Below are 21,011 nucleotides of genomic sequence, written 5' to 3'. Positions count from 1 at the left end.
TCCCGTTCTACACCGCCGACCCAAAACATCCCATTTCGGACACGCCGCCGAGCCTCCCGAGTGGAGGACGGCTCCCGCGCGGGCTGCCCGGGGCGGTACCGCCCGTCCGTCACGATCAACACCGGTACAGCTTACGTTGTACAACGCCAGACAACACGTCGGGGTGTTGCGCGCATTACAAGAACACTTCAATCCGCGCCAACCTTCCCCCGGCACAGGCGACTTGACGGAGCCTCGACGTCCCGGGCCGTCCTGCGGGCCGCCCCCAAGGACGCGAAGGCCCCCGCCGGGGTTGATCGGCGGGGGCCTTCGGGATCATTCGAACGGTGACCGACCGTCAGCGGCCGGTCTCCTTCTGGTACGCCTTGACGACCTCGTCGGTGGGGCCGTCCATCAGCAGCTCGCCCCGCTCCAGCCAGAGCACCCGGTTGCAGGTGTCCCTGATGGAGCCGATGCTGTGGCTGACCAGGAAGACCGTACCCGCGTGCTTGCGCAGCTCGCGGATCCGCTCCTCGGAGCGGATCTGGAACTTGCGGTCACCGGTGGCGAGCGCCTCGTCGATCATCAGGACGTCGTGGTCCTTGGCGGCGGCGATGGAGAACCGCAGCCGGGCCGCCATGCCCGAGGAGTACGTCCGCATCGGCAGGGTGATGAAGTCGCCCTTCTCGTTGATGCCGGAGAAGTCGACGATCTCCTCGTACCGCTCCTTGATCTCCTCGCGCGACATGCCCATGGCCAGGCCGCCCAGGATCACGTTGCGCTCGCCGGTCAGCTCGTTCATCAGCGCGGCGTTGACGCCGAGCAGCGACGGCTGGCCGTTGGTGTAGACCCGGCCCTTGGCCGGCGGCAGCAGCCCGGCGATCGCCCGCAGCAGGGTCGACTTGCCCGAACCGTTGGTGCCGATCAGGCCGATCGCCTCGCCGCGGTACGCGGTGAAGGAGACGCCCCGTACGGCATGCACCTTGCGCATGCCGCGGGACTCGCCCTTGTCCCCCTTCACTATCCGGCTCAGCGCGGCGGTGGCGCTGCCCCGGCCGCCGCCCGCGCCGTTGACCGTGTACACGATGTGCACGTCGTCGGCGATGACGGTGGGGATGCGCTCGCCGCTCGCGTCGGCGAGCCGGTTGTTGTCCTCAGCCACGGCCGTACTGCTCCTCTGCCTTCCAGAAGTACACGAAGCCCGCCGCGCCCACGACGAGGGCCCAGCCGACCGCCAGCAGCCAGACGTGCGGCGGCAGGTTGTGGGCACCGTATCCGTCGATCATGGCGAACCGGGCCAGGTCCATGTAGACCGCGGCGGGGTTCACCTGGAGGACCTGGGCGAGCCAGTGCGGCTTGCCCTGGAGGACCACCTTGATGCTGAACATGACGCCCGACGCGTACATCCAGGTGCGCAGGATGAACGGCATCAGCTGGGCCAGGTCCGGGGTCTTGCTGCCGAGCCGGGCCATGATCATCGCCAGTCCGGTGTTGAAGACGAACTGGAGCGCCAGGACCGGCACCATCAGCAGCCACGACGCCATCGGCATGGTGCCCGACACGACCACCACGAGGACCAGGACGATCATCGAGAACAGCAGCTGCTGGAGCTGCTGGAGCGCGAAGGAGATGGGCAGCGAGGCGCGCGGGAAGTGCAGCGCGCGCACCAGGCCGAGGTTGCCGGAGATCGCCCGGACGCCCGCGTTCACCGAGTTCTGGGTGAAGGTGAACACGAACACGCCCGTCACCAGGAACGGGATGTACACGTCCGACGGGATGCCCCGCTTGGCATCCATCAGCACGCCGAAGATGAAGTAGTAGACCAGCGCGTTGAGGAGCGGGGTGGCCACCTGCCAGATCTGGCCGAGCTTCGCCTGGCTGTACTGGGCGGTCAGCTTCGCCTGCGAGAACGACAGGATGAAGTGGCGCCGCCCCCAGAGCTGGCGGCAGTACTCGAACAGCCCCGGCCGGGCGCCGCTCACCGCCAGGCCGTGCTTGGCGGCGAGGTCCGCCGGGGACAGAGTTGTGTCACTCACAAGTGGAAACTTTCGCTTTCAAAGAAGTACGCCCGATGGCCATGACCCGAAGTGCCCAGGGCCCGAACGGCCCAACCCGATGTGCTCAGACCAGAGAGTGTCAGATGACGGGCGGACGGCCCAGCCGGGTCAGCCGCCAGACCGTACGCCACTTCATGGGGCGGCGCGGTCCGCACGGAGTGGTCCAGCCCTCCTTGAAGCCACCGAACCACGCCTTGAGGGCGGGCCCGGAGGGCTTCCTGGCGAGCGTGAGCAGCATCCAGACCCCCAGATAGACGGGGACCAGCAGGGCCGGCAGATTGCGCCGGGCCAGCCAGACCCGGTTGCGGGCCACCATCCGGTGGTAGACCGCGTGCCGGGACGGCGCCGTCGTGGGGTGGAACAGGACCATGTCCGCGCGGTAGTCGATCATCCAGCCGGCGTCCAGCGCCCGCCAGGCCAGATCGGTCTCCTCGTGGGCGTAGAAGAACTCGTCGGGCAACCCGCCGACCTCCGCGACGACCTTCGTCCGTACGGCGTTGGCGCCGCCCAGGAAGGTCGTCACGCGCGAGGAGCGCATCGGGTCGGAGGCGCGCAGCCGCGGGACGTGGCGGCGCTGGGTGACCCCGGTCTCCGGGTCCGCGATGCGGAAGCTGACGATGCCGAGCTTCGGGTCGGCGGCGAACGCCTGGCGGCACAGCTCGGCCGTGTCGGTGTTCGGCAGCAGCCCGTCGTCGTCGAGGAAGAGCAGGATGTCGACCTCGGCGCCGGACGGGCCGAACGCCTCGATGCCGACGTTGCGCCCGCCGGGGATGCCCAGGTTCTCGGGCAGCTCCACGGTCCGCACGCCCGCCGGGACGTCCGGGACCGGGGCGCCGTTGCCGACGACGACGACCTGGACCGGGTCGCCGTCCTGCTTGGCGACCGAGTCGAGCAGCGCGCGCAGCTCCTCGGGGCGGTTGCCCATGGTGATGACGACCGCGCCGACCTTCAGCGGGGCACTCATTTGAGCCTGCTGGAGGCGAGGATGGACACCAGGTGCAGCACGCTCTGGAGGAGGGCGATGCCCGCGAGCACGGCGACGCCGAGGCGGGAGAAGAAGAAGTCGTCGCGCACGTGGTCCACGATCGCCAGGACCAGGATCAGCAGGGACGCCTCGATCCCGAGGATCAGACGGTGGAACTTGAGCGCACCGGCGGCCCGGCGGGCCAGCGCCATGCCGGACGAACGCGGTTCGGACGCCGTCTCCTTGACCGGCGGCTTGCCCTGCTGGTGACGGGCGACGCCGACGAGGTCGGTCTCGGACTTGATCATGACGGCGCCGAGAGCGGCGAGGGTGCCGAGGAAGGCCCACAGCCAGTCGATCCGCCCGGAGCCCCAGATGTCGGCCGCACGCAGACCGAAGCCGACCAGGACCGCGGCGTCGCACACGTACGCGGCGACCCGGTCCACATAGACCCCGGTCATCGAGTACTGCTTCTTCCAGCGGGCGACCTCGCCGTCGACGCAGTCGAGCAGCAGATACAGCTGGACCATCACCACGCCGAGCACGGCGCCCCAGATCCCCGGCACCAGGAGGGCCGGGGCCGCGAGGGCGGCGGCAACGGTCATCACGTAGGTCAGCTGGTTGGGCGTGACCCGCGTGTTCACCAGGTGCCGGTCGACGCGCAGGGAGATCTCGCGCATGTAGAGCCGGCCGCCCCAGTGCTCGCCGCTCCGCCGGTCCTTGACGCCCGGAGGGTGCACGACCGGGCGGAGTTCAGCTACCGATGGCTTTTGCATAGTCGGCGTAAGCGTCCTTGATCTGGGCTGTGGACAGGTTGAGGTGTTCCAGGATCGTGAAACGGCCCGGCCGGGTCTGCGGCGCGTAGGCCACCGCCCGGACGAACTCGTCGGCGGAGAAGCCGATTTCCTGCGGCAGCACCGGCAGGCCGTGCCGCCGCAGTACCTCCGTGAAGAGACCGGACTGCTCGGCGGCGCCGCGCAGGTGCATCGCGAAGGCGGCGCCGAGCCCGACCTGCTCGCCGTGGAGCGCGGAGCGCTTGGGGTAGAGCAGGTCGAAGGCGTGGCTGATCTCGTGGCAGGCGCCGGACGAGGGGCGGGTGTCCCCGCTGATCGACATGGCGATGCCGGAGAGCACCAGCGCCTCGGACAGGACGGTGAGGAACTCGTCGTCGCCCACGCCCCCGGGGTGGCGCAGCACCGACTGGCCCGCGGTGCGGGCCATGGCGGCGGCCAGGCCGTCCACCGGCTCGCCGTTGACCTCGTGCGAGAGCTCCCAGTCCGCGATGGCGGAGATGTTGGAGATCGCGTCGCCGATGCCCGAGCGGACGAACCGGACCGGTGCCTCACGGATGACGTCGAGGTCGATGACCATGGCGATGGGCGTGGGCACGCCGTAGGAGCCGCGGCCGTTGTCGTTGTCCAGGATCGAGACCGGCGAGCAGATGCCGTCGTGCGAGAGGTTGGTGGCGACCGCGACCATGGGCAGCCCGACCCGCGCCGCGGCGTACTTCGCCACGTCGATGATCTTGCCGCCGCCGAGGCCGACGACCGCGTCGTACCGCTTGCCCTTGATGTCGTCGCCGAGCTGCACCGCCGAGTCGATGGTGCCGTCCGCGACCGGGTACCAGTCGGCGCCCGGGAGCACCGGCGCCAGCTTCTCGCTCAGCGCCTGGCCCGAGCCGCCGCTGACCGCGATCGCCAGCTTGCCGGAGGCCGAGATCCGCTGGTCGGCCAGGAGGCCCGCCAGGTCGTCCAGGGCGCCCCGGCTGATGTCGACGACGACCGGCGACGGAATGAGCCGGGTCAGTACTGGCACGCGATCTCACGGCCCTTCGCGAGGTCGTCGTGGTTGTCGATCTCGACCCAGGAGACCTCGCCGATCGGCGCGACATCGATCTTGAAGCCGCGGTGGACGAGCTCCTGGTAGCCGTCCTCGTAGTAGAGGTCGGGGTCGCGCTCGAAGGTGGTCCTCAGCGCGTCGGCGAGCTCGTCGGCCGCGGAGCCCTCGATGAGGGTGACGCCGATGTACTCGCCGGTGGCCGTAGCCGGGTCCATCAGCTTGGTGATCTTCTGGACGCCCTTCTCGTCGTCGACGATGACCTTCATCTCCTCGTCGGCGAGGTTCTTCACCGTGTCGAGGGCGAGGATGATCTTCTTGCCGTCGCCGCGGGCGGCGAGCAGCGTCTTCTCGACGGAGACCGGGTGCACGGTGTCGCCGTTGGCGAGGATCACGTCGTGCTTGATCGAGTCACGGCCGCACCACAGCGAGTAGGCGTTGTTCCACTCCTCGGCCTTGTCGTTGTCGATCAGCGTCAGCTTGAGGCCGTACTTCGCCTCAAGCGCGGCTCTGCGCTCGTAGACGGCCTCCTTCTTGTAGCCGACGATGATGGCGACCTCGGTGAGACCGATCTCGGCGAAGTTGCCGAGGGTGATGTCGAGGATGGTGGTGTCACCGTCGACGGGCACGAGGGCCTTCGGGAGCGTGTCGGTGTAGGGGCGCAGACGCCGTCCGGCACCGGCTGCGAGTACGAGGCCGATCATGCGGGTTCTCCTTCGTCATGTACTGCGGGTGCTCCGGAGGACACCCAGAAGCGGATGGACTCCACGACCACCAGGAGCGCGATGCCTACCGCGAGGGCGGTGAGCGCCAGGGTGAAGTCCGTGCCGCGGTCGGCGAGGGCCGCGGCGAGCACCGCGACCACCAGCGTCCGCCCCTCGTGTCCGCCTGCCAGGCGCACCAGCCAGCGCGGCGGCGCGCCGGAGCCGCCCTTGATGCGGTAGACCGTGTCGTAGTGATGGTAGGCGACCGCCGCGACCAGTCCGAAGGCCGCGGGCAGGGCCCCGTCCACCTCGGAGCGGGCGGCGAGGGCCAGGACCGTGCCGTACTCGGCGGCCCGGAAGAACGGCGGCACCAGCCAGTCGAGGGCGCCCTTGAGGGGGGCGGCGACGGCGAGGCCGGACGTGATCGCGTAGAACACGGCCGCGACGATCATCTGGCGGCTGCCGAACGGCTGGGTGAGTGCGGCGGCGACGAGGGCGACCGCCCCGACGGCGGCGATCACCGGGGCACCCGCGATCCGCGGACCCTTCGCGGCGACCAGCTCGGCGACCGGCCCGCTGTCCGCGAGCTCCGCGAGCGCCCGGGCGGCCCGGTCGGTACGGGTCGCCCGGCCGGTCAGCGAGCGCAGCACGCGCCCCGCCGTGGTGTAGCAGGCCGCGAACGCGCACCCGATGAGCAGTACGTAGAAGACGGTACGGGGCGTGGTGACGGCGGTGAGGACCGCGATCATCGCCCATCGCTCGCCGATCGGCAGCACGATCATCCGGCGCACCCAGACCGTCCAGCCGACCGAGTCGAGCTTGTCGGAGAGGGCGGCGGTGGGGCTGGTGTTGGCGCTGGCGTCAGTGCCCACGACGTGCGCCTCGTTGAACGAGAAGTCCACGACGTGGCGGCAGGTCTGCAGGACCATCGCGCCGAGTGCCAGCGCCCATACGTCGTCGCCGCCTTGAGCCGCGCCGAGCGCCAGGCCCGCGTAGTACGCGTACTCCTTGGCCCGGTCGAAGGTCGCGTCCAGCCAGGCGCCGAGCGTGGAGTACTGGAGCGAGTAGCGGGCGAGCTGCCCGTCGGTGCAGTCCAGGACGAAGGAGAAGAGCAGCAGCGCGCCGGCCGCGACGAAGCCGCCCCGGGTCCCGGTCGCCGCGCAGCCGGCCGCGATCAGCGCGGTGAGCAGCGAGGCGGTGGTGACCTGGTTGGGGGTGAGGCCCCGGCGCGCGCACCAGCGGGCGAGGTAGCGCGAGTACGGGCTGATGCAGAAGGTGGTGAAGAACCCGTCGCGGGACTTCACCGCCGTACGCAGCCGGACGGCCTCGTCGTCCACGGCGTCGACGGCCCGGCGTGCGGCGAAGGCGGCCTCGGGCCCGGCGGGCACGGTGGCCACCAGCGAGCCCAGATCGGGGCGGTGCACGGCGACGCCCCCGTCCTCCAGGGCGGAGGCGACGCGGTCGGTGAGGACGCCGGTCCCGGTGGACGGGGCGTTCACGGCGACCGAGGCGCCCGCGGCGGTCGGCGCGGGCGGCCCGGCGAGGTCCGCGAGCACGCGCACGAGCGCGGGGCGGGCCTCCGCCTGGACAGCCATGGCTCCGGTGACCGCCGCCGCCGGGAACCGGGGGTCGGTCAGGGCGAGGCGCAGGGCGTGCGTGTGGCCCACGAAGGACGGGTCGACCAGGGCGACCCGCTCACCGGGCGGGGCCTCGGCGAGCAGGCCGGGCAGGTCCTCGGGCCGCTGGGCGGACCGTACGTCGAAGCCCAGCGAGCGCAGCTCGGGCCCGAGCTGCGACCCGGGGACCGGAAGCCCGGTCAGGATGGCGGTCGACAGACGAACTCACTCCTTGGAGCTGGCATGGCTGATGGCCGACGGCCCGGCCCGGAAACAAACGGCGGGCGGCACGTCGGCAGAGGCTATCGGGAGGCTATCGGATGCGTGGAACCGGGAGTTCATCGCCTGTTTACGCCCCGATCGGGCCCTGCGGCGGGGGACCGCCGCGTGGATCATCATCGTCGATCGAGGCCGCGCCCCACAAACCGCCCCCCGTCTGTCGCTCCCGGGGCTCCGCACCGCGGCGGACGGCCGCACACCGCTCTGACCTGCGACGCCTGTGCGAACGACGTACAAACATCGCGGGGAGAGCGTTTCCGCAGGTCAGAGCACATGACAACGGTGTTCAGTGCCGTGTTGCCCCATACCCCCCGCCCGTAGTTCACTGCCCCTCGTACACAGATCGCACAACCTTGCCGACAGTCTGAGAGGTGGCCTTCCATGGGGGCTGGGCACGACCACGGGCACGCGCACGGCGGACCGCCGCCCACCGGGACGGCCGCCGCGGCGTACAAGGGGCGGCTGCGGGTGGCCCTGGGCATCACGCTGGGCGTGATGGTGGTCGAGATCGTCGGCGGGCTGCTCGCGGACTCGCTGGCGCTGGTCGCGGACGCGGCACACATGGCGACGGACGCCCTCGGGCTCGCGATGGCGCTGCTCGCCATCTACTTCGCCAACCGCCCGGCCGGCCACAACCGGACGTTCGGCTACGCCCGCGCCGAGATCCTGGCCGCGCTCGCCAACTGTCTGCTGCTGCTCGGCGTCGGTGGATACGTGCTGTACGAGGCGGTCCAGCGGTTCGTCGAACCGGCCGACACCTCGGGGCCGACGACGATCGTTTTCGGCCTGATCGGTCTGGTCGCCAACATGGTCTCGCTCTCACTCCTGGTCGGCGGTCAGCAGGAGAGCCTCAATGTGCGCGCCGCCTTCCTGGAGGTGCTCGCGGACGCGCTCGGCTCCGTGGCCGTACTGCTCTCGGCCGCGATCATCATGACGACCGGCTGGCAGGCCGCCGACCCGATCGCCTCGCTGGTGATCGGCCTCATGATCGTCCCGCGTACGGTGAAGCTGCTGCGGGAGACGCTGAACGTGCTCCTGGAGGCCGCGCCCAAGGGCGTCGACATGGGCGAGGTGCGGGCGCATATCGTGGCCCTGCCTGGCGTCGAGGACGTCCATGACCTGCACGCCTGGACGATCACCTCCGGGATGCCGGTGCTCTCGGCCCATGTGGTGGTCAGCCAGGAGGTCCTGGACTCGGTGGGCCACGAGAAGCTGCTGCACGATCTGCAGGGCTGCCTGGGTGATCACTTCGATGTGGAGCACTGCACCTTCCAGCTGGAGCCGAGCGGCCACGCGGCCCACGAGGCCGGGCTCTGCCGCTGACCGGCACCGGGGCGGACACCCCGGCTCGTTCGCACGTTCGATGATTCCGCTCCGGTGCGGCTGGGCACGATCCCTTCTTCGGTGGTGTCACGCACCCGACGCATTACGGACATGCGCCGCCCGTCGAAGTGCGGACACGCCGCTTTTGTACGGCAGACTTGGCAGCTGAGGACCGAAGCGAAGGATGGTTATGCCGACCACACCAGCCACTACGGCGAACAGCTCGTCGAACGGGACCGCCGAAGAGATCATGCTCGAACTGGTCGACGAGAGCGGCAACACCATCGGCACCGCGGAGAAGCTCTCCGCCCACCGGGCCCCCGGCAAGCTGCACCGGGCGTTCTCCGTCTTCCTCTTCGACCCGGCGGGCAAGCTGCTGCTCCAGCGCCGCGCGCTCGGCAAGTACCACTCCCCCGGCGTCTGGTCGAACACCTGCTGCGGGCACCCCTACCCCGGCGAGTCCCCCTTCGCGGCGGCCGCCCGGCGCACCCACGAGGAGCTGGGCGTCTCGCCCTCGCTGCTCGCCGAGGCGGGCACGGTCCGCTACAACCACCCGGACCCGGACTCGGGCCTGGTGGAGCAGGAGTACAACCACCTCTTCGTCGGTCTGGTGCAGTCGCCCGTGCTGCCGGACCCGGAGGAGGTCTACGAGACCGCCGTCGTCTCGCCGCAGGAGCTGGCCGCGCTGCACGGGCGGGCCACCTTCTCCGCGTGGTTCATGACGGTCCTGGACGCGGCCCGGCCCGCGGTCAGGGAGCTCACAGGGCCTGCCGCGGGCTGGTGACCGCGGCGGAGACCGGGGCCAGCGGCAGGGCCACCCAGATGATCTTGCCACCGCTCGCGGTCTGCTCGACATCGCAGGCCCCGCCCGCCTCGCAGGTGATCTCGCGCACCAGCAGCAGGCCGCGCCCGCCCGTCTGCCCGTAGTCGGTCTCCAGCGCCTTGGGGCGGTAGGGGTGGTTGTCCTCCACCGAGACCCGGATCCACTCGGCGCCGATGGCTACCTCCACGGCCACCTGCGGGGAGAGCAGGGCCGCGTGCTTGACCGCGTTGGTGACCAGCTCGGAGACGATCAGGAGCAGGCCCTCGACGAGGTCGTCGTGGATGGGCACGCCCTGCCGGCGGAGCAGGTCGCGTACGGCGTGCCGGGCCTGCGGGACCGAGGCGTCCATCGCGGGAGCTGTGAAGCGCCAGACCCCCTCGTACGGGAACGGCCTGGCCGTCGCGGCGTCGGGTGGCACGCTCCCGCGGATCTCCATGTTCCGGCACCACCCTCGCACTCGGCTGTCAGGCTCTTGGTAACGAGTGTCTGGGAGTGGGATGGTCCGGACCGGGCGACTGAACAGAAGTCAGCGCGTATCGACGCCTTCTGATCGCAATCGCCCTCCTATGTCACCTCCCAAAGCGCCCCTGATCGCTGTCTGACGGCTTTGCCACGGCTTGCGGGGATGTCTGCGATACGAATTCGGACTCCCTGGCGTCGGTGTCCGCCCGCGCGTCCGTCACCAGGCCCACGACCCGCCGACCGCCGACGCCGAGCGCGATCAGGCCCAGGCCGTCGAAGACGGGACCGAGAAGTTCGTGCCGCGCGACTGGATCGCGTGCATAAGACCGACCACGCCGCCCACCAGCAGCAGCCGGCCGAACAGGAGCATCGAGGTGAGGGTCGCCACGTCCGTGTAGACGGGACCGGCCAGGACCGCGAGCGCGAGGACCGCCCCGAGGACGGTCAGCCGTCCGAAACCGCGGCGGAGCTTCTTGCTGTCGCTTGCGGTTGCGGGTGCGGCCATCAGCCTCTCCTCGTGGCATCGCCGGTCGGCCCCTCTTGATCACCGGATCGGCCCGCCCGGATAGCATCCGGCGCATGGAGCCGCAGCTGGAGCACACCGTGGCGGACGGGGTGGCCACCGTCGTCATCAGCAACCCCGCCAAGCGCAACGCGATGACGGCCGGGATGTGGCGGGCGCTGCCGCCGCTGCTCGACGAGCTGGCCGCCGACCGGGACGTACGGGCCCTGGTGCTGACCGGTGCCGGGCCGACCTTCTGCGCGGGCGCGGACATCTCCTCGCTGCGCGCGCCCGGGCCGGGCGAGGACCCGCAGTCGCTCGCGGTGGGGGCCGAGGAGGCGCTCGCCGCCTTCCCCAAGCCGACGCTGGCCGCCGTGCGCGGCTACTGCGTGGGCGGCGGCTGTCAGCTCGCGGCCGCCTGTGATCTGCGCTTCGCGGAGGAGGGTGCCTCGTTCGGGATCACGCCCGCCAGGCTCGGCATCGTCTACGCGTCGTCCTCGACCCGGCGCCTGGCCGCCCTGGTGGGCCCTTCGACCGCCAAGTACCTGCTGTTCTCGGCGGAGTTGATCGACTCGGCGCGGGCGCTGCGGACCGGCCTGGTGGACGAGGTGCTGCCGGCCGGTGAACTGGACAAGCGGGTGGCCGAGTTCACCCGCGTCCTGGCCGCCCGCTCGCAGCTGACCCAGGCGGCGGCCAAGGAGTTCACGAACGGGCGCACCGACCGGGACACGTACTGGAGGGAGCAGGCGGGCGGCAGCGGCGACACCGCCGAGGGCGTCGCCGCGTTCCTGGAGCGCAGGGCCCCGCGCTTCGGCTGGACCGCTTCGGGCTGAACCGCGCGGGGCGGGCCGGGCTACTCCACGAGCACATGGCCGCCCGAGCGCAGCTTGGCCACCAGCTCCGCCGGGGCCTTGTCGGGCGAGCCCGCGTCGTAGGGCGGCTGCGGGTCGTACTCGGTCAGCAGCTGCACGGCCTGCGCGAACTCGTCGCCCGCTAGGCGGCCGACCAGGGTGAGCCCCATGTCGATGCCGGAGGACACCCCGGCGGCGGTGAGGTACTTGCCGTCGGTGACCACCCGCTCGCCGGTCGGCTCGGCACCCAGCGCGGCCAGGGCGTCGTAGCCGAGCCAGTGCGTGGTGGCGCGCCGGCCTTTCAGCAGCCCGGCCGCCGCGAGCAGCAGCGAGCCGGTGCACACCGATGTCGTCCAGGTGGTGCCGGCGTCGACCGCGCGCAGCCAACCGGTCAGGGCCTCGTTGCCGAGGATCTCCCGGGTGCCGGGGCCGCCCGGGACGACCACGACGTCCGGGGCGCGCACCTCGTCGAGGGCCTTCTCGGCGACGATGTGCAGGCTGCCCCTGTCGTTGATCACCGGTCCGGCCTGCTCGGCGACGAAGACCGTCTCGGCGTCGGGCAGGCGGCAGAGCATCTCGTACGGGCCGATGGCGTCCAGCGAGGTGAAGCGGTCGTAGAGCAGGATGGCGATCTGCATCGGGTTCCTCTCGGAGTGGGTCGGACGGCGGGTCAGTTGGCGGGGTGGAACCGGCGCCGGTACTCGGCGGGAGCGGTTCCGAGGGACTTGAGGAAGGCGCGGCGCATCGCTTCGGGAGTGCCGTAGCCGCAGGCGCGGGAGATCTCCTCGACTCCGTCGGTGGTGTCTTCGAGCAGGCGCCGGGCGTGTTCGACGCGGACGCGCTCGACGTAGCGGCCCGGCGTCGAGCCGGTCTCGGCGTGGAAGGCGCGGGCGAAGTGGCGCGGCGACAGCCGGGCACGGGCTGCGAGCGCCTCCACCGAGAGGTCCTCGCCGGGGTGCTCGGTGATCCAGTGCTGCACCTCGCGCAGCGGCTCGCGCCGGGCGGTCTGGACGGAGAGCTGGGCGCTGAACTGGGCCTGGTTGCCCGGGCGGCGCAGGAACACCACCAGGTGCCGGGCCACGGTGAGCGCGGCCTCGCGCCCCAGGTCCTCCTCGACGAGCGCGAGGGAGAGGTCGATCCCGGCCGTCACCCCCGCCGAGGTGGCCACGTTCCCGTCGCGTACGTAGATGGGGTCGGGCTCGACGGTGACCTTCGGGTGCCGGCGCGCGAGGGACTCGCAGTACGCCCAGTGGGTGGTCGCGCGGCGCCCGTCGAGCAGCCCCGCTTCCGCGAGGAGCGCGGCCCCGGTGCACACGGAGACCAGCCGCTCGGCCCGCGGCCCGTGCTCGCGCAGCCAGGTGATGAGGGCCGGGTCCGGGTCGCGGGTGCCGCGGCCGCCCGGCACCAGCAGGGTGTGCGGCTCGGGCGCCCCGGCCAGGGCGAAGTCGGGGACAAGGGTGAGGCGGCTGGAGCTGCGGACCGGGCCACCGTCCAGGGTGGCGGTGCGGACGAGGTACTCGTCGCCGACGGCCTCGGCGAAGTGGCCGGCGCCGGTGAAGACCTCCATGGGGCCGGTGACGTCCAGGCTCTGGACGTCCTCGAAGAGGAGGATGAGGACGGATCGCTGTGCCATACCCACGATTCTTCGGGGCGCACCCGATGTCCGCAATGACGAGTACCCCACCTTTCCTGCCATGGCGCGGCCCGTCCCGCCCCGGGGCTTCACGGCGTACCGACCAGTCGGTAACCTGCGGGTATGACGTCTCTCCCGCCGCGCGCCGGCCGCCGCTGCCACAACTCCGTCAACCCGCTGCACTCGACCGTCTACTTCTCCCCCGACTTCGCCAAGGAGCTCGCGGAGATCGGCATCGAGGACGCGCGCGCCGCCTACTTCGCCGGGCGGGCCGCCGCACTGGGCGCGGTGGGCCCCGGCACGGTCACCGCCACCTTCTACAACTTCAACCACGAGCTGGTCGCCCTGCACGTGCCCGCCGTCTGGGACATCGCCTCCCCCGAGACGGTCCTCGCCGCCCGGCTGCGCGCCGTCGACAGCACCCTGCGGCGCCTCCTCGGCGACGAGGCGGTGGCCTCGCCGGAGATGGCCGAGGCCGCGCGCCTCGCCCTGCGCGCCGCCGAAGGCTGCACCCGCTACGCCCGGCCGCTGTACGCCGCCCACGCCGACCTGCCGGTGCCCGAGGAGCCGCACCTGGCGTACTGGCACGCCGCGACGCTGCTGCGCGAGCACCGGGGCGACGGCCACCTCGCGGCACTGCTCGACGCCGGGCTCGACCCGCTGGAGGCGCTGGTCAGCCACACCGCCACCGGCAAGGGCATGGCGCCGCGCTGGATCCTGGGCACGCGCGGCTGGCGGCGCGCCGACTGGGACGCGGCCGCCGTACGACTGCGTGAGCGCGGGATCCTGGACGCCGAGGGCGAGTTGACCGAGGCGGGCACCGCACTGCGCGCCGAGGTCGAGGACCGCACCGACCGGCTCGACCTCGCCCCGTACGAGCTGCTCGGCGCGGACGGCGTTGACCGGCTGACCGAACTGGCCCGGGGGTTCCTGATGACGGCGGTGGCGGCGGGCGCGTTCCCGGCCGACCTCTCCGGCAAGGGCTGACCGCCGATTGTGGGTGCCGCCTGCCACAATGGCGCCTCAAGCTCTGCGAGAAGGCGGTACGTGATCGTGACGACGTCCATCGAAGGCAGGATCGCCGAGGAACTCGGCGTACGGGAGCGGCAGGTGAAGGCCGCCGTCGAGCTGCTCGACGGCGGGTCGACCGTGCCGTTCATCGCGCGCTACCGCAAGGAAGCGACCGAGATGCTCGACGACGCCCAGCTGCGCACCCTGGAGGAGCGGCTGCGGTATCTGCGCGAGCTGGAGGACCGCCGCACGGCGGTCCTCGACTCCGTAGGCGAGCAGGGCAAGCTCACCGAGGAGCTGGAGCGGCAGATCCGCGCCGCCGACACCAAGGCGCGCCTGGAGGACATCTATCTGCCCTTCAAGCCCAAGCGGCGCACCAAGGCGCAGATCGCGCGCGAGGCGGGCCTCGAACCGCTGGCGCAGGGGCTGCTCACCGACCCGTCGGTGGACCCGCTCGCCGCCGCGGCCGCGTTCGTCGACGCGGACAAGGGCGTAGCGGACCCGGCGGCGGCCCTGGAGGGTGCTCGCTCCATCCTCACCGAGCAGTTCTCGGAGGACGCCGACCTGATCGGCGAGGTGCGCGAGCGCATGTGGACGAAGGGCCGCCTCGCGGCGAAGGTCCGCGCGGGCAAGGAGGAGGCGGGCGCCAAGTTCGCCGACTACTTCGACTTCACCGAGCCGTTCACGGCGCTGCCCTCGCACCGGGTCCTGGCGATGCTGCGCGGCGAGAAGGAGGACGTCCTCGACCTCGTCCTGGAGCCCGAGGAACCGTCGGAAGTCCCCGGCCCCTCCGCCTACGAGAACATGGTGGCGCGCCGTTTCGGCATCGCCGACCGGGGCCGGCCGGGCGACAAGTGGCTGGCGGACACCGTCCGTTGGGCGTGGCGCACCCGGATCCTGGTCCATCTCGGCATCGACCTGCGGCTGCGGCTGCGCACGGCCGCCGAGGACGAGGCGGTGCGGGTCTTCGCCTCGAACCTGCGCGACCTGCTGCTCGCCGCCCCGGCCGGGACGCGCGCGACGCTGGGGCTCGACCCCGGGTTCCGTACGGGCGTGAAGGTGGCCGTCGTGGACGCCACGGGCAAGGTCGTGGCGACGGACGTGATCTACCCGCACGTCCCGGCGAACAAGTGGGACGAGGCGCTCGCCAAGCTGGCGCGGCTCGCCGAGGAGCACGCGGTCGACCTGATCGCCATCGGCAACGGCACGGCGTCCCGCGAGACCGACAAGCTCGCCGGTGAACTGATCACCAAGCACCCCGAGCTGAAGCTCACCAAGGTGATGGTGTCGGAGGCGGGCGCTTCGGTGTACTCGGCGTCGGCCTTCGCCTCGCAGGAGCTGCCCGACATGGACGTGTCGCTGCGCGGCGCGGTCTCCATCGCCCGCCGCCTCCAGGACCCGCTCGCCGAGCTGGTGAAGATCGACCCCAAGTCGATCGGCGTCGGCCAGTACCAGCACGACCTCTCCGAGGTGAAGCTCTCGCGCTCGCTCGACGCGGTCGTGGAGGACTGTGTGAACGGGGTGGGCGTGGACGTCAACACCGCGTCCGCGCCGCTGCTCTCGCGCGTCTCGGGCATCGGCGCCGGGCTCGCCGAGAACATCGTGGCGCACCGCGACGCCAACGGCCCGTTCCGCTCCCGCAAGGCGCTCAAGGACGTGGCGCGGCTGGGCCCGAAGGCGTACGAGCAGTGCGCGGGCTTCCTGCGGATCCGCGGTGGCGACGACCCGCTGGACTCGTCCAGCGTGCACCCCGAGGCGTATCCGGTGGTGCGCCGGATGGTGAAGTCGACGGGGAGCGAGGTGGCGGCGCTCATCGGCAACACGGCGGTGCTGCGGTCGCTGCGGCCCGACACGTTCGTGGACGAGACGTTCGGTCTGCCGACCGTCACGGACATCCTGCGCGAGCTGGAGAAGCCCGGGCGCGACCCGCGGCCCGCCTTCAAGACGGCGACCTTCAAGGACGGCGTCGAGAAGATCGGCGACCTGGAGCAGGGGATGGTGCTGGAGGGCGTGGTGACGAACGTGGCGGCGTTCGGCGCGTTCATCGACATCGGGGTGCACCAGGACGGGCTCGCGCATGTGTCGGCACTGTCCAAGACGTTCGTGAAGGACCCCCGCGAGGTGGTCAAGCCGGGCGACATCGTCAAGGTGAAGGTCCTGGACGTGGATGTGCCGCGCAAGCGGATTTCGCTGACGCTGCGGCTGGATGACGAGGCGAACACGGGCGCCTCGGGCGGTGGGGCGAAGCGGGAGGAACGGGGTGGGCGGCCCCCGCAGCCGCGCCGGGGCGGCGGTGACCGCCGGGGTGGCGAGCGCGACCGCGACCGTGGTCGGCAGGCACCGGCGCCCGCGAACGGGGCGATGGCGGATGCGTTGCGCAAGGCGGGGCTGCTGGATGCGAAGGGGTCCGGGGGGCGCGGGAAGCGCTGACGCCGCTGTGGGCATGTCTGCCGCCAGGGCGCGCGGTACGGGGGCTGGGCGGGTGGAGCGGTGGCCCGGGGTCGGGTGCCGCTGTGCCCACCCTCCCCGAAGCTCTTGAGGAGCAGGGGGACCCCCATCGCCCCTGGCGGCACGCATGCCCACAGCTAGGTGGAGAGGGAGGGCAGGGCGCCCCGCCCCCAGGGCCTGTCCGGCGGATGTTGTCTGGGACGCGGGGTCCTGGCACGCCCTCCCCCAAGGCCTCAAGGGCCAGGGGGGACCTGGGACCCCAGTGGCGTTGTCGTAGGTTGCCGACTCCCCCAAGCTCTCGACTTCGTTCGAGCGGGGGGGGAGACCCCCATCGCGTCGACGCCCTCCTCCGCCTTGCAGCATTGGGGTCTCCCCTGCTCGAACGAAGTGGAGAGCTTGGGGAAGCACCAGGACCCCGCTCACCAGGACCGAAAGACGCAGACACCTCGCGGACGACCAGATCCCCCGGACAGGCCCCAGCCCTCCGGGGCCACCGGCCCGGTCGTGATCGGTTCCGCGTTGCGGCGGGTTTTGGCCCAGCCGTTGCGGGCCGCGGGCCATGCGGACGAAGGCGCGCGCCGAGCACGCGTACGGTGAGCGCGTGGACCGCGACCGCGACCGACTGCAGGCCGTTCCACGGAGCGGCCGTTGACGGCGACCACCGCCGCTCACGTAGCGCGGGCGCGTCCCGGGGCTCGCGGCACTGACCGGTCAGATCACTCCTCGGTGACCTTGCCGTCGGCGACCTCGATGCGCCGGGTGGTGTGCACCGCGTCCAGCATCCGGCGGTCGTGGGTGACCAGGAGCAGGGTGCCGGTGTACGAGTCGAGGGCGGACTCCAGCTGCTCGATCGCCGGGAGGTCGAGGTGGTTGGTCGGCTCGTCGAGGACGAGCAGGTTGACACCCCGGCCCTGGAGCAGCGCGAGCGCGGCCCGGGTGCGCTCGCCGGGCGAGAGCGAGGCGGCGGTGCGCAGTACGTGGTCGGCCCGCAGGCCGAACTTGGCGAGAAGTGTGCGCACCTCGGCCGGCTCGGTGTCGGGGACGGCCGCGCAGAACGCGTCGAGCAGGGACTCCTCGCCGACGAAGAGCCCCCGGGCCTGGTCGACCTCGCCGACGACGACGCCGGAGCCGAGCGTCGCCCGCCCCGCGTCGAGCGGGAGGCGGCCGAGCAGGGCGGCGAGCAGGGTGGACTTGCCCGCACCGTTGGCGCCGGTGATCGCCACGCGGTCGGCCCAGTCGATCTGGAGGGACGCGGGGCCGAAGGTGTAGTCGCCGCGCCGGATCTCGGCCTGGCTGAGGGTGGCGACGACCGCGCCCGAGCGCGGGGCGGACGCGATCTCCATACGGAGCTCCCACTCCTTGCGGGGCTCGTCGACGACGTCCAGGCGCTCGATCATGCGCTGGGTCTGGCGGGCCTTGGAGGCCTGCTTCTCGCTGGCGTCGCTGCGGAACTTCCGGCCGAGCTTGTCGTTGTCGCCGGCCTTGCGGCGGGCGTTCTTGACGCCCTTGTCCATCCAGCCGCGCTGCATCTGGGCCCGGCCCTCCAGGGCCGAGCGCTTGTCCGCGTACTCGTCGTAGTCCTCGCGGGCGTGCCTGCGGGCGGTCTCGCGCTCCTCCAGATACGCCTCGTAGCCGCCGCCGTAGAGCGTGATCTGCTGCTGGGCGAGGTCGAGTTCGAGCACCTTGGTGACGGTACGGGTGAGGAACTCGCGGTCGTGGCTGATCACGACCGTGCCCGCGCGCAGGCCCTTGACGAAGGACTCCAGGCGCTCCAGACCGTCCAGGTCGAGGTCGTTGGTGGGCTCGTCGAGCAGGAACACGTCGTACCGCGAGAGCAGCAGCGAGGCCAGTCCCGCGCGGGCGGCCTGGCCGCCGGAGAGGGCCGTCATCGGCTGGTCGAGGCCGATGGTGAGGCCGAGGGTGGCCGCCACCTCCTCGGCGCGCTCGTCCAGGTCGGCGCCGCCGAGGTCGAGCCAGCGCTCCAGGCTCTCCGCGTACGCGTCGTCGCTGCCGGGTGCTCCGTCGACCAGGGCCTGGGTGGCCGTGTCCATGGCCTCCTGGGCGGCGGCCACGCCGGTGCGGCGGGCGAGGAAGGCGCGGACGGTCTCGCCGGGGCGCCGGTCCGGCTCCTGCGGCAGGTGCCCCACGGTGGCGCCCGGCGGGGAGAGCCGCAGCTCGCCCTCCTCCGGTGTGTCGAGTCCGGCGAGCAGCCGGAGCAGGGAGGACTTCCCCGCCCCGTTCGCCCCGACGAGGCCGATGACGTCACCGGGGGCGACGACGAGGTCGAGCCCGGCGAAGAGCGTGCGGTCGCCGTGGCCGGCGGCGAGGTCCTTGGCGACGAGAGTGGCAGTCATGAGGACATAGATCCTACTGGGGTGTGCCGGCGCCGGCCGACGGGTATCGGCCGGGGCCCGGCCCTGCTGCTCGGCGGACCGGTTCCGCGCTCCGGTCCAGTGGACCGCTTCAGCGCACCACCGCCGTCGTGATCACCCCGCCCGTGGTGCGGGCCACCAGGAAGGACTCGCCGCGCAGGGCGCGCTCGTCCAGCGGGATGCGGTGCGGCCCCGGGTCGAGGACCGCGTCCAGGACTTCCTGGGTGTGGACGCGGTGCAGCCGGTCCAGGCGGTACGCGGTGAGCCGGACACGGCAGGTCGCGCCGACCGCGAGCCGGGCCTCGTCCGGGGAGGCGGAGAGGTAGGTGAGGCGGCGCTGGCCCGGCGGTGTGCGGTCCAGGGCCTGTTCCAGCTGGGCCACCAGGAGCGGGGTGATGGGGGCCAGACCCGTCACGTAGACGGGGTGCGCGTGGGCGCGCCCGAACGCGGCGCGCACCGCCGCGCGTTCGGCCTCCGGGATCGCGCGGCCGAAGGCGACCGCCCCGTAGGTGACGAGCTCCTGCGGGATCGCGTCGGTCACGTCGTGCGCGATGTCCGCGCCGATGCCGATCGAGCGCAGGGCCGCCGCGAGCTTGCCGAGGACGGTCGCGCGGGCCCCGATCAGCAGGACCCGGCGCCGGGGCGGCTCGTCGGAGAGCAGCCGCTCCAGGGCGGCTCTGTACTCCTCGGCGCGGAAGCGGAACGGCCCTATCCCGTGGTAGCCGTTGAGTTGCAGATCCGGCACGGGCCCGGTCTGCCAGGCGAAGTCGCGCCAGATGATGTCGCCGCCGGAGCGCTCGATGACGGCGGTGACCGCGCCGCACGCCAGGTCCTCGCACTCCGGGCAGGCGTAGACCACGTACCGCCCGTGGGCCAGCGGCGGTTCGGTCTCCAGGAGCAGGCTGCGCACCTGGGCGCCGAGGATGGCTGGCGGCACGTCCGCCGCGAGCGGTGAGACGGCGTCCAGGTCGGCGAGTTGGAGCAGCAGCGGCCGTCCGTCGACGACGAAGTCCATGAAGTCGCGGTGCAGCTGGGGAGAATGGGCCCCCGCGATATCGCCTGCCCGCATCGCGGGGGCGAGTCCGAAGGTCGCGTACGCGGCAGACATGTCCTGAGTATTCCCATCTGCGGCTGATCCGAGCACGACGTCACCCATTCCGCTACCGTCCCGCCATGAGCGAACAGATGATCGTGCTGGGTGGCGGAGTCATCGGTCTGACCACGGCGGTGGTCCTGGCGGAGTCGGGCCGCCAAGTGAGCGTGTGGAGCCGGGATCCGGTCGGGGAGACGACGTCGGCGGTGGCGGGGGCGCTGTGGTGGCCGTACCGCATCGAGCCCGCCGGGCTCGTCGGCGAGTGGGCGCTCGCCTCCTTGCGGGTGTACGAGGAGCTGGCCGCCGATCCCGGGCGGACCGGGGTGCGGCTCGTCCAGGGGCTGCAGTCGGGCATCCGGCTCTCCGAACTGGGGCCGTGGGCGGCCGAGGTGGACGGGCTGCGCCAGTCGGCGCAGGGGGTGCACGCCCGGATACCGCTGATCGACATGCCGGTGCACCTGGCCTGGCTGCGAGAGCGTCTGGAGGCGGCGGGCGGGACGGTGGAGAGGCGTGCGCTCGACGCTTCCCCAAGCTCTCAACTCCGTTCGACCAGGGGAGACCCCTACCCGGACGTGCCGGTCGTGGTCAACTGCACGGGCCTGGGCGCCCGTACGCTCGTGCCCGACCCCGGGATGCGGCCGGTGCGCGGCCAGCTGGTGGTCGTCGAGAACCCCGGGGTGACCGAGTGGTACACCTCCGTCGACCACTCCTCCAGCGCCACGACCTACTTCTTCCCCCAGCCCTACGGGCTGCTGCTCGGCGGCACCGCGCAGGACGACGACTGGGACCTCACCCCGGACCCGCGCGTCGCCGAGGAGATCGTGGCGCGGTGCGCGCTGGTGCGTCCCGAGATCGCCGGGGCGCGGGTGCTCGCCCACCGGGTGGGGCTGCGGCCGGTGCGGGACGCGGGGGTGCGGATCGAGGCCGAAACCACCGCGTCCGGCGGCCTGTTGGTGCACAACTACGGGCACGGCGGCGCCGGGGTCACCGTCGCCTGGGGGTGTGCGCGGGAGGCGGCCGCACTGGCCGCCTCCCGCACTCCCCTCCGGTGAGAACCC

Annotated in this window: 18 protein-coding genes and 1 pseudogene; 6 read left to right on the top strand and 13 right to left on the bottom strand. The window is 72.0% G+C overall.

Annotated features, from left to right (window positions below; genetic code table 11):
- Positions 1-337: 337 nt before the first annotated feature.
- The 7 genes from ACZ499_RS08530 to ACZ499_RS08500 all read right to left on the bottom strand — a co-directional run bounded on the left by ACZ499_RS08530 (position 338) and on the right by ACZ499_RS08500 (position 7,375).
- Positions 338-1,141 carry an ABC transporter ATP-binding protein gene (locus tag ACZ499_RS08530; RefSeq protein ID WP_468407144.1) on the bottom strand — a complete coding sequence of 268 codons (804 nt, stop codon included), beginning with the start codon at positions 1,139-1,141 and terminating at the stop codon, positions 338-340.
- A complete protein-coding gene (locus tag ACZ499_RS08525) occupies positions 1,134-2,015 on the bottom strand; it encodes an ABC transporter permease (protein ID WP_371655726.1) in 882 nt (293 codons plus the stop codon). Before ACZ499_RS08525 ends, ACZ499_RS08530 begins: the two co-directional genes overlap by 8 nt.
- 100 nt (positions 2,016-2,115) lie before the next feature.
- Entirely contained in the window at positions 2,116-3,000 is an 885-nt protein-coding gene (locus tag ACZ499_RS08520; protein WP_468673310.1) for a glycosyltransferase family 2 protein, read from the bottom strand.
- On the bottom strand, positions 2,997-3,776 hold the full coding sequence (locus tag ACZ499_RS08515) for a CDP-alcohol phosphatidyltransferase family protein (protein ID WP_385533539.1): 780 nt from the start codon (positions 3,774-3,776) through the stop codon (positions 2,997-2,999). The genes ACZ499_RS08520 and ACZ499_RS08515 overlap by 4 nt, the downstream gene beginning before the upstream one ends.
- Complete coding sequence (locus ACZ499_RS08510; protein WP_371655723.1) at positions 3,754-4,815, bottom strand: iron-containing alcohol dehydrogenase family protein; 1,062 nt, start codon at positions 4,813-4,815, stop codon at positions 3,754-3,756. Before ACZ499_RS08510 ends, ACZ499_RS08515 begins: the two co-directional genes overlap by 23 nt.
- Positions 4,803-5,540: a phosphocholine cytidylyltransferase family protein gene (locus tag ACZ499_RS08505; protein WP_468407151.1), complete on the bottom strand. Its 738-nt coding sequence runs from the start codon at positions 5,538-5,540 to the stop codon at positions 4,803-4,805. Before ACZ499_RS08505 ends, ACZ499_RS08510 begins: the two co-directional genes overlap by 13 nt.
- A complete protein-coding gene (locus ACZ499_RS08500; protein WP_468673330.1) occupies positions 5,537-7,375 on the bottom strand; it encodes a DUF5941 domain-containing protein in 1,839 nt (612 codons plus the stop codon). Before ACZ499_RS08500 ends, ACZ499_RS08505 begins: the two co-directional genes overlap by 4 nt.
- Positions 7,376-7,816: 441 nt before the next feature.
- Here ACZ499_RS08500 and ACZ499_RS08495 point away from each other — a divergent pair, with 441 nt between their 5' ends.
- Together ACZ499_RS08495 and idi are read left to right on the top strand one after the other, a co-directional pair.
- Positions 7,817-8,758, top strand: coding sequence for a cation diffusion facilitator family transporter (locus ACZ499_RS08495; RefSeq protein WP_468673309.1), 942 nt, complete (start codon positions 7,817-7,819; stop codon positions 8,756-8,758).
- Positions 8,759-8,948: 190 nt separating this feature from the next.
- Positions 8,949-9,542, top strand: a complete 594-nt coding sequence (gene idi / locus ACZ499_RS08490; protein ID WP_468673308.1) for an isopentenyl-diphosphate Delta-isomerase — start codon at positions 8,949-8,951, stop codon at positions 9,540-9,542.
- Here idi and ACZ499_RS08485 read toward each other — a convergent pair.
- A complete protein-coding gene (locus tag ACZ499_RS08485; RefSeq protein WP_468673307.1) occupies positions 9,517-10,017 on the bottom strand; it encodes an ATP-binding protein in 501 nt (166 codons plus the stop codon). The genes idi and ACZ499_RS08485 overlap by 26 nt on opposite strands.
- Before the next feature lie 315 nt (positions 10,018-10,332).
- Positions 10,333-10,548: pseudogene (locus tag ACZ499_RS08480) on the bottom strand (HdeD family acid-resistance protein); the annotation flags it as partial.
- Between the two features lie 74 nt (positions 10,549-10,622).
- On the opposite strand from ACZ499_RS08480, the gene ACZ499_RS08475 reads away from it, so the two are divergent.
- The gene (locus tag ACZ499_RS08475; RefSeq protein WP_468673306.1) at positions 10,623-11,378 is read left to right on the top strand and encodes an enoyl-CoA hydratase/isomerase family protein; all 756 of its coding nucleotides are present in this window, start codon (positions 10,623-10,625) and stop codon (positions 11,376-11,378) included.
- A 20-nt stretch (positions 11,379-11,398) separates the two neighbouring features.
- On the opposite strand, the gene ACZ499_RS08470 is transcribed toward ACZ499_RS08475, so the two are convergent.
- Together ACZ499_RS08470 and ACZ499_RS08465 are read right to left on the bottom strand one after the other, a co-directional pair.
- Positions 11,399-12,034: a DJ-1/PfpI family protein gene (locus tag ACZ499_RS08470; RefSeq protein WP_468673305.1), complete on the bottom strand. Its 636-nt coding sequence runs from the start codon at positions 12,032-12,034 to the stop codon at positions 11,399-11,401.
- Between the two features lie 32 nt (positions 12,035-12,066).
- Positions 12,067-13,029 carry a GlxA family transcriptional regulator gene (locus ACZ499_RS08465; protein WP_468673304.1) on the bottom strand — a complete coding sequence of 321 codons (963 nt, stop codon included), beginning with the start codon at positions 13,027-13,029 and terminating at the stop codon, positions 12,067-12,069.
- Between the two features lie 123 nt (positions 13,030-13,152).
- On the opposite strand from ACZ499_RS08465, the gene ACZ499_RS08460 reads away from it, so the two are divergent.
- Both ACZ499_RS08460 and ACZ499_RS08455 read left to right on the top strand, forming a co-directional pair.
- On the top strand, positions 13,153-14,016 hold the full coding sequence (locus tag ACZ499_RS08460) for an SCO6745 family protein (protein ID WP_468673303.1): 864 nt from the start codon (positions 13,153-13,155) through the stop codon (positions 14,014-14,016).
- Positions 14,017-14,082: 66 nt separating this feature from the next.
- Positions 14,083-16,470 (top strand): Tex family protein, encoded by a 2,388-nt coding sequence (locus tag ACZ499_RS08455; RefSeq protein ID WP_468673329.1) that lies wholly within the window; start codon positions 14,083-14,085, stop codon positions 16,468-16,470.
- Between the two features lie 734 nt (positions 16,471-17,204).
- Here the strand turns inward: ACZ499_RS08455 and ACZ499_RS08450 are convergent.
- Both ACZ499_RS08450 and ACZ499_RS08445 read right to left on the bottom strand, forming a co-directional pair.
- Complete coding sequence (locus ACZ499_RS08450) at positions 17,205-18,842, bottom strand: ABC-F family ATP-binding cassette domain-containing protein (RefSeq protein ID WP_468407167.1); 1,638 nt, start codon at positions 18,840-18,842, stop codon at positions 17,205-17,207.
- Between the two features lie 109 nt (positions 18,843-18,951).
- On the bottom strand, positions 18,952-19,968 hold the full coding sequence (locus ACZ499_RS08445) for an oxidoreductase (protein ID WP_468673302.1): 1,017 nt from the start codon (positions 19,966-19,968) through the stop codon (positions 18,952-18,954).
- 65 nt (positions 19,969-20,033) lie between these two features.
- On the opposite strand from ACZ499_RS08445, the gene ACZ499_RS08440 reads away from it, so the two are divergent.
- Entirely contained in the window at positions 20,034-21,005 is a 972-nt protein-coding gene (locus ACZ499_RS08440; RefSeq protein WP_468673301.1) for an FAD-dependent oxidoreductase, read from the top strand.
- Positions 21,006-21,011: the final 6 nt, after the last annotated feature.

Source organism: Streptomyces sp. NPDC031265 (assembly GCF_055570295.1).
Note: the sequence above shows the minus strand (reverse complement) of the source record. Positions and strands in the feature narration are given on the sequence as shown.